The following is a 5,460-nucleotide window of genomic DNA, read 5'->3' on the forward strand; positions in this document are numbered from 1 at the left end:
GCGCCGGATGGACCGGGGCGGAACCCGGCACTATCGGCTGCTGGCCGAGATCCTCACCATCGGTCTGGCCGCCGACGCGGACGCCAGCTCGAAAGCCCTTGCCGCCGGGCGGGTCTGGGGACAGCGGTTGAAGCCGATCGTGGATGCGGCGGACCCGGTGGACGCCGAGGAGTCAATCCACGGCCTGGTGGAGATGCTCGACGAGCTCGGGTTCGAGCCGGAGGTCGTCGAGACCGGCGGCGAGATCGACGCCGAGACCCAGGTCGGCATGCGGCACTGCCCGTTCCTCGAACTCGCCGAGTCGCGCACCGACGTCGTCTGCCCGATCCACCTCGGTCTGATGCAGGGGGCGCTGCAGTCCTGGGGCGCGCCGGTCGAGGTCGACCGGATGGTCGCCTTCGCCGAACCCGACCTGTGCCTCGCGCACCTGGCCGCCCGGGGCGCCGGCCCGAGTACGCCGGCTGGCGACCGGGTGCGGGTGGACCATTCGGTCACCGGTCCGGTGCGCGTCGACGAGGCCGCCCGATGAACGCCGGGACCGCCGTCACCGTCGCCGCCACCTTCGTCTGGCTGGGCATGTTGCTGGCGATCTCGTTCATGGAGGCGCCGCTGAAGTTCCGGGCCGAGAACGCGACCGTACCGATGTGCCTGAGCATCGGCCGGATCGTCTTCCGGGCGTTGAACCGCGGCGAGCTGCTGTTGGCGGCCATCATCGTGGTGGCCGCACTGGTCACCCGGCCGCCGATCCCCGTCGCGGTGGCGTTCTTGGTCGCGCTCGCCATGCTGGCGCTGCAGCTGCTGGCGGTGCGGCCGCGGTTGAACCGCCGCTCCGACGAGGTGCTGGCCGGCCACGAGGGCCCGCGCTCCCGTGGCCACTACACCTACGTCGGCCTCGAGGTGGTCAAGGTGATCTCCCTGGTGGCCGCCGGAGTTCTTCTATTATCCAGTGGGACGGCAGCGGGGAATCCCGGCGCGGATCCCGCCCGCCGCGCCGAAGAATCGCAGACCGGAGGACTCAGCCCGATGGAATCCACCTCGCTGGACAGCCTGGTCACCGAGCAGATGGCCGCGGCGAAGCAGCACCACAGCGGGCGGTCGGCCCACACCATCTACGGCGGCGGCAAGCAGGCGTTGCGACAGACCCTGGTGGCGCTGCGCGGCGGTGAGGCACTGGCCGAACACGACAGCCCCGGCGAGGCGACCCTGCAGGTGCTGCGCGGCCGGGTGAAGCTGACCGCCGGCGACGCCAGCTGGGAGGGGGCCACCGGTGACCTGGTGGTGATTCCGCCGACCCGGCACGCGCTGGAGGCCCTTGAGGACTCGGCGATCATCCTGACGGTCGCCAAGCACATGCCGTAGGGCGCGCAAGCGCAGAAAAGCGGCTCACTGGCGTTAACGCCCAGGTCCTTCTAAAGTAAAAACAGTAGTTTTTTACAATTTAGGGGGATGCGATGAGCACCAACATCAGCGGGGCGCCGGCCTTGACCGAGCGCCTGAAAGTCCCGCTCTACGAGGCGTTTTTCCTGTTCCGAGCGCTGTTCACGGCTGCGCCGATCCTGTTCGGCATGGACAAGTTCTTCGACATCCTGCCCAGCCGGCCCTATGTGGTCGAGCGGAACGGTGCGTGGGCCACCGGCGCCTGGGGCAAATACCTGGCCAACTGGCTTGGCGTGCTGCACAACCCCCACGCACAGCTGTCGGTCATATCCGGCGCAGATAGCGGCGGGTGACGATGCGCTGAGCCAGCGAGGCGACCGGCCGGCCGGCCTTGGCCCACCGGGTCGCCGGCCGGGAGAAGGCCCGAACCTCGGCGTACACCGAGTGGTCGCCCGGGTCGTAGCGCACCGAGAACAACTCCTCACCGGACTCCGGGTGCCCGGGCAGGGTGCCGTAGGCGAACCCGCGCCGATCCGGTTCGTCGACGACGTACACCACCCGGCACGGCGCGTTGATCAAGCCGATCCGGACCACCAGCACCACGTCGACCGCGGCGACGTCGGCGCTGGCCTGCACGCTCAGCCCGGCCCCGCGCTGCATGCCGAAGTGCATCACCGCGTCGGCGGCCCGTTCGAAACGCTGTCGGCCCGAGCCGATCCGGGCCGAGGCGCGCAGGTGTTTGTAGCCGTCCGGCAGCGTCCCGGCCGTCGCACCCACCTCCCGGTAGGTCAGCGGCAGCTTGCTCACCTCGCTCAACTCCACCGGTCCACCATGCCACCGCAGGCGAACCGTCGGGCGGGTGAACGCCGAAATTGCATCCAGCTGCGCACCGGGCCGGACCGGCCAGCTCGGGGAGCTGGTCGCGCTGCGCGACGAGGGCTGGCGGCCGGCCGCTGGCCGCCGCCGAAGGCCCGCTGGCCGCGCTGGCCGCCGAGCGCGGCGCCACCCCGGCACAGCTGGCGCTGGCCTGGCTGCTGCGTCGATCGCCGACGATGCTGCCCATCCCGGGGACGGCCAGCGTGGCGCACCTGGAGCAGAACGTCGCCGCCGCCGAGATCACACTCAGTGACGCCGAGTTCGCCGCGCTGACCGCCGCCGGGAAGGCCGCCGGGGCACCCGCCGGGGCCTGACCAATACGGTGTCCTGGTGGCCACTGAGCATGCCCGACACCCCGGCGGGGGATTCAACCCGCCCGAACCGACCGGGAAGGGCGGCCCGGACTACGGCCGTTTCGTCGAGACGATGCGTGCCCTGCAGGACCACACCCGCGCCGTCGACGCTCCGGACGAGGTGATCAGCGAGGCTGCGGACGCACTGCAAAAGGTCTGCGACCTGCTGGCGCCGTTCGACGCCGACGAGTGGTCGTCGCCGTCGGGGCGGCGGCTGGACCTGCCCAGCCGCGGCAACCTGTTTCCGGTGCCGATGAAGATGCACAAGACCGACGCCGGCGGGCTGGCCGGTTGGGCCCGGTTCCGGCGCTTCCACCTCGGCCGCAACGGGGCGGTGCACGGCGGGGCGATCGCCCAGCTCTTCGACTCGGTGCTGGGTACCGCGTCCTGGGTGATCACCGGCGGGCCGTATCAGCGCACCGCCTACCTGCACGTCGACTACCGCAGCATCGTCCCGATCGAGACCGAGCTGCAGCTGGAGGCGGAGGTGAAACGCACCGAGGGCCGGAAGATCTTCGTCGAGGCCCGGCTCCGCGACGACGGCCGGGTGCTGGCCGAGGCGGAGGCACTGTTCGTGTTCCTCAAGCCCGGTCAGCCGTGACGAGCCAACTGGCCGACCGTCGGGCACGACCGCCCCGATAGCATGGTCGCGACCGACCCGACACCTCGATAGCCCTGGAGAACGCAGCTCATGAACGCCCCCGCTGGCGCCGGCGACGGCGGCGACCCGCAGCACCCGGCCGCGCCGGGTTCGCGATCACCGCGGACCCTGGTCCGGGTGCCGGCCGGCAGCACCGCGGCCGCGGCGGTCCGCGACGCCGGGCTGCCGAGCCGGGGCGCGCCGGACGCGATCGTGGTGGTGCGCGACCCCGGCGGCACCCTGCGCGACCTGTCCTGGGTGCCGGCCGCCGACACCGAGGTGACCGCGGTGGCCGCCGACACCGCCGACGGTCGCAGCGTGATCCGGCACTCGTGTGCCCACGTGCTGGCCCAGGCCGTGCAGGAGCTGTTCCCGGGGGCCAAGCTGGGCATCGGGCCGCCGATCACCGACGGCTTCTACTACGACTTCGACGTGCCGGAGGCGTTCACCCCGGAAGACCTGGCCAAGCTGGAGAAGCGGATGCGGGCCATCGTCAAGGACGGCCAGCTGTTCGCCCGGCGTGTCTACGAGTCCACGGAACAGGCCCGCGCCGAACTCGCCGGCGAGCCGTACAAGCTGGAGCTGGTCGACGACAAGTCCGTGTCGACCGACAACATGGCCGAGATAATGGAGGTCGGCGGCGACGAGCTCACCGCCTACGACAACCTGAATCCGCGTACCAAAGAACGCATCTGGGGTGACCTGTGCCGCGGCCCGCACATCCCGACCACCCGGTACATCCCGGCGTTCACCCTCACCCGCAGCTCGGCGGCGTACTGGCGCGGCGACCAGGGAAACGCCAGCCTGCAGCGCATCTACGGCACCGCGTGGGAGTCGCAGGAGGCGCTGGACCGGCACCTGGCGGTGATCGAGGAGGCCCAGCGCCGCGACCACCGTAAGCTCGGCGTCGAGCTGGACCTGTTCAGCTTCCCCGACGAGATCGGGTCCGGCCTACCGGTTTTCCACCCCAAGGGCGGGATCATCCGCCGGGAGTTGGAGGACTACTCGCGGCGCAAGCACATCGAGGCGGGCTACGAGTTCGTCACCACCCCGCACATCACCAAGTCGGCGCTGTACGAGACCTCCGGACACCTGCAGTGGTACGCCGACGGGATGTTCCCGCCGATGCACATCGACGCCGAGTACGGCGACGACGGCGCGCTGCGCAAGCCGGGCCAGGACTACTACCTCAAGCCGATGAACTGCCCGATGCACCACCTGATCTTCCGGTCCCGCGGCCGGTCGTATCGGGAGCTTCCGTTGCGGCTCTTCGAGTTCGGCAGTGTGTACCGCTACGAACGCTCCGGGGTGGTACACGGGCTGACCCGGGTGCGCGGGATGACCCAGGACGACGCACACATCTACTGCACCCGCGAGCAGCTGCCCGACGAACTCGGGTCGCTGCTGCGGTTCGTGCTGGACCTGCTCGCCGACTACGGGCTCGACGACTTCTACCTGGAGCTGTCCACCAAGGACCCGGAGAAGTCCGTCGGCTCGGATGCGCTGTGGGACGAGGCGACCGAGACGCTGCGCACCGTCGCGGAGGCGTCCGGGCTGGCCCTGGTCCCGGACCCGGGTGGCGCGGCGTTCTACGGTCCGAAGATATCCGTGCAGGTCCGCGACGCGCTCGGGCGGAACTGGCAGATGTCGACCATCCAGCTGGACTTCAACATGCCGGACCGGTTCGACCTGGAGTACACCGCGCCGGACGGCACCCGGCAACGCCCGGTGCTGATCCACCGGGCGCTGTTCGGGTCGATCGAGCGGTTCTTCGGGGTGCTGACCGAGCACTACGCCGGCGCGTTCCCGGCCTGGCTGGCGCCGGTGCAAGTGGTCGGCATCCCGGTCACCGACGAGCATGTGGCGTACCTGGAAGACGTTGCCGCCCGGTTGAAGACGCACGGGGTGCGGGCCGAGGTGGACACCAGCGACGACCGGATGGCCAAGAAGATCGTCAACCACACCAACCAGAAGGTGCCGTTCCTGCTGCTGGCCGGCGACCGAGACGTCGCCGCCGGTGCGGTGAGCTTCCGCTTCGCCGACCGCTCGCAGATCAACGGGGTGGCCCGCGACGACGCGGTCACGGCGATCGTCGGCTGGATCGCCGCCCGGGACAACACCGCGCCCACCGCCGAGTCGATGAGGCCGGGCGGCTCCACGTGACCGAACCGGAGAGCGAACACACCATCACCGACCGCGGCGTCGGCGACCCGG

At 70.5% G+C, this 5,460-nt stretch carries 6 protein-coding genes and 2 pseudogenes; 7 read left to right on the plus strand and 1 reads right to left on the minus strand.

Annotated elements, in window-relative coordinates:
• The 4 genes and pseudogenes from AC2VNT_RS01690 to AC2VNT_RS01705 form a co-directional block, all read left to right on the plus strand.
• On the plus strand, positions 1-529 hold a 529-nt coding region (locus tag AC2VNT_RS01690), incomplete at its 5' end, for a helix-turn-helix domain-containing protein (RefSeq protein ID WP_486945210.1).
• Positions 526-945, plus strand: a pseudogene (locus tag AC2VNT_RS01695) (DUF4149 domain-containing protein); the annotation flags it as partial. The gene AC2VNT_RS01690 and the pseudogene AC2VNT_RS01695, both read left to right, overlap by 4 nt.
• Before the next feature lie 78 nt (positions 946-1,023).
• Positions 1,024-1,359 (plus strand): cupin domain-containing protein, encoded by a 336-nt coding sequence (locus AC2VNT_RS01700; protein WP_486945214.1) that lies wholly within the window; start codon positions 1,024-1,026, stop codon positions 1,357-1,359.
• A gap of 92 nt (positions 1,360-1,451) precedes the next feature.
• Positions 1,452-1,730 carry a hypothetical protein gene (locus AC2VNT_RS01705; protein WP_486945211.1) on the plus strand — a complete coding sequence of 93 codons (279 nt, stop codon included), beginning with the start codon at positions 1,452-1,454 and terminating at the stop codon, positions 1,728-1,730.
• On the opposite strand, the gene AC2VNT_RS01710 is transcribed toward AC2VNT_RS01705, so the two are convergent.
• The gene (locus AC2VNT_RS01710) at positions 1,702-2,199 is read right to left on the minus strand and encodes a DUF1990 domain-containing protein (RefSeq protein ID WP_486945212.1); all 498 of its coding nucleotides are present in this window, start codon (positions 2,197-2,199) and stop codon (positions 1,702-1,704) included. The two genes, AC2VNT_RS01705 and AC2VNT_RS01710, sit on opposite strands and share 29 nt — an antisense overlap.
• A 128-nt stretch (positions 2,200-2,327) precedes the next feature.
• Here AC2VNT_RS01710 and AC2VNT_RS01715 point away from each other — a divergent pair.
• The 3 genes and pseudogenes from AC2VNT_RS01715 to thrS all read left to right on the plus strand — a co-directional run.
• A pseudogene (locus tag AC2VNT_RS01715) lies at positions 2,328-2,567 on the plus strand (aldo/keto reductase); the annotation flags it as partial.
• A gap of 13 nt (positions 2,568-2,580) precedes the next feature.
• The gene (locus AC2VNT_RS01720; protein ID WP_486945215.1) at positions 2,581-3,207 is read left to right on the plus strand and encodes a PaaI family thioesterase; all 627 of its coding nucleotides are present in this window, start codon (positions 2,581-2,583) and stop codon (positions 3,205-3,207) included.
• Positions 3,208-3,297: 90 nt separating this feature from the next.
• Positions 3,298-5,409, plus strand: a complete 2,112-nt coding sequence (thrS, locus tag AC2VNT_RS01725; protein WP_486945213.1) for a threonine--tRNA ligase — start codon at positions 3,298-3,300, stop codon at positions 5,407-5,409.
• Positions 5,410-5,460: the final 51 nt, after the last annotated feature.

The organism is Mycobacterium sp. TH-M15, assembly GCF_057473705.1.

What these genes read in the sequence shown, in the direction of transcription:
- thrS (WP_486945213.1), top strand. Translation starts at nt 3,298, where the DNA reads ATGAACGCCCCCGCTGGCGCCGGCGACGGCGGCGACCCGCAGCACCCG.
- AC2VNT_RS01700 (WP_486945214.1), top strand. Translation starts at nt 1,024, where the DNA reads ATGGAATCCACCTCGCTGGACAGCCTGGTCACCGAGCAGATGGCCGCG.
- AC2VNT_RS01705 (WP_486945211.1), top strand. Translation starts at nt 1,452, where the DNA reads ATGAGCACCAACATCAGCGGGGCGCCGGCCTTGACCGAGCGCCTGAAA.